Origin of the sequence: Vibrio sp. 10N.261.52.A1, from assembly GCF_002876325.1 — a bacterium.
GTDB lineage: Bacteria > Pseudomonadota > Gammaproteobacteria > Enterobacterales > Vibrionaceae > Vibrio > Vibrio chagasii.
Map to the genome: position 1 here is coordinate 1 of NZ_MCYD01000901.1, position 2,787 is coordinate 2,787.

The window sequence follows — 2,787 nt, forward strand, 5'->3', positions numbered from 1 at the left end:
ATATAAAACATTAGGTATGGTTATGTAGCCATTCCATGGCCACATAAAATAAAAGAAATATGGTTATAGGGGCTGAATTGTAGGGGCTAAAACACATCGCATAGAGAGGTTGTCCATAAGCCATAAATGACCTCTAACATTTATGCAGGCCCTCCTATTGAAAGGAGGGCCTTCGTAGCTATAGCATCCCTTGTAACTATCGCGTCCCTTGTCTCACTTCTTGCTCTCTGCCGTTTAAGTCTCTATCAGAGTCACCGTATAGCACATGAACGGTACCGTCATTGTTGTTACCGCCGCTGCCTAGGTCTTCAAATGGAACACCTATAACCAGATCATCCTTGTCATCACCATCAAAATCTCCAGCCATCAAGCTGTAGCCAAACTTGTCGTCCTTTTCGACGCTACCAGTGATATTGTTTTTGTTTTGATTGTATTCACGGCTTCCGCTTAATCGTAAACCGTTACCAGAACCAAAGAACACATCCACTTTGCCTCCATTGTCCTTGCCCGCCAAGTCTTCCGTTGGTGAACCAATAGCTAAGTCTTGATAACCATCACCATCAAAGTCTCCGGTCGTTAATGCGAAACCAAACTTATCATCTTTTTCAGCGGAGCCATGCACACCTGATTTGTCTTGATGAATCTCACGAATGCTATTTCTTGAAGGGCCACTGCTTGTGCCTCTGAGCACGAAAGCATTTCCGTCATTATTATTTCCCCCAGAGCCCAAATCCTCGTATGGAACACCAATAACGAGCTCATCAATGGCGTCATTATTAAAATCGCCAGCTGCTAGCGTGTAGCCAAAATGGTCGTTCTTTTCAGCGCTACCAGCGAAACCACTTCTGTCACCATGGTAAAAACGATACTCCATTGTACGAAGACCTTGAGTGGTGCCAAATAATACGACAACCATCCCTTCATCATCACCATCACCTAAATCTTCATATGGCGCGCCAATCGCTAGATCGCCTAGCCCATCACCGTTAAAGTCTCCTACCGCTAACTCATGTCCAAAACGGTCATCTTTCTCTGCTGCCATGCGCTCTAAACCGGAGCTATTTTGGTGGAATCTACTGATACGCTTCTTGCTTAGCCCATTGCTGGTGCCATAGCTCACATAGACTACGCCGGCATTATCTTTTGAGCCGATGTCTTCATATGGAGAACCGATGGCTAGGTCATCATAGCCATCCCCGTCGAAGTCGTGGCTGGCTAATGCGAAGCCAAACTTGTCTTCTTTTTCTTGCTTACCCTTACTAATATTGGCTTCTTTTAGCAATTGATAGCCTGAAGTAGTGAGTCCTTTGTTGCCCCCATACAGCACAGTGACCATACCAACATTCGATTTCCCATCGATATCTTCATTTGGGGACCCAATGGCAACATCATCAAAACCATCATTGTTAAAATCGCCGCTCGCTAACGCAGAACCGAACAGGTCACCGCCTTCAGTAAACATGCCGGACAATCCGCTAGAGTCTTGGTGAAAGCCTCGGGAACTCAACATACTCAAGCCTTTTGAAGGAAGTGAATCACCTCCGTAAACCACCGTCACTGCGCCGGCGTCATTATCACCATTGATATCCTCAGTCGGGTAACCAACAAGCAGATCAGCCACGCCATCTCCGTTGTAATCACCACTAGAGAATACCTTACCAAATGAATCGTCCTTTTCAGCTCTACCACGAACCATGACATCTCGGTTATGCAAATTAAAATCAATAATTTTCCTGTTTTTACCTGCAGAAACGAAATCTCGTAAAACAATGTTCGAACGGCTTCCCTTGTGGTAATGATTGTAAAGCCAACCAATGGAGTTATGTTTCGCAGTTTTAGCATCATACTCTTTCAAGTTTGTCGAAAAACCCGTCACGTTTTTGCAAAACAGATTAATACTTAAGGTACATACTGCTTTACTGGCCAGGGTTTCAGCCACACCTTTGAGAATTACCTCCGCCGTGGGAGTAACAATGTGCTGCTCCGTATATAGTCGATTGTTGTTTGTGCTTCGACTCTTAGCTAACTCCGACGAAATCCAATTTCCTATTTTATTAGGGTTTTGATAGATGTCCTCTTTGTAATAGCTTTTTAAACGTTGGCGCGGCCAAAAACTATCCCCACATCCAGACACACCTTTATCAGGTATGATAATTAAGTTTCCGGCTTTAATGAGGTCTTTGTATTTAGATGTTGGTTTTAACTCATTTGTTATTAGATGCTTTGAGATGGCGTTGTTAGTACACAAGGATTGATAAAAATTATCAGTGTTAGTTACATTACGGACAAATGTAGACTTTATGATGACGATTTCGCCTCGGTTTTCGTCTAAGAACTGGCTTACCTCATTTAAAATGTTGTCGATTTTTCCGTAAATAAGCGAGTGAGCAAAGTAATACTCCCCTCGGTCTTCATATATTCTCAAATCTAAAAAGCGAGTACCGGCATTCAACTGCTTTCTTACACTCAAGTCTTGTGTTTCAGACCAGTCTCTTAGTTTCGAAAGTGGGAAATTAACTCCGGCTGCCTTTTTACTATAGTTTTGCGCATCGTAAGCACCGCTATCGTGACTCCCCGGAATAATAATTTTGTTAAGCGGAGTGTCTCGTCTTGTGTTACTGAAAAGATCCTCCATCCACCTCTCGGTGCTATAACTCAAGGCAGGTTGAGAGTTCAAAGCGAGTATAGCCGTTAAAGCTAATGTCTTTAGTTTCATTTTTCTTAATCCATTAAAGTTCGATATGAGATATTTTTAGCTATGATCATATCTACTATTGAGTACATGAG

1 protein-coding gene is annotated in these 2,787 nt (G+C 42.9%); it reads right to left on the reverse strand.

The annotated features are described in order from the left end of the window. Positions 1 to 196: 196 nt before the first annotated feature. Entirely contained in the window at positions 197 to 2,716 is a 2,520-nt protein-coding gene (locus BCT81_RS19480; RefSeq protein WP_102425528.1) for an FG-GAP-like repeat-containing protein, read from the reverse strand. Positions 2,717 to 2,787: the final 71 nt, after the last annotated feature.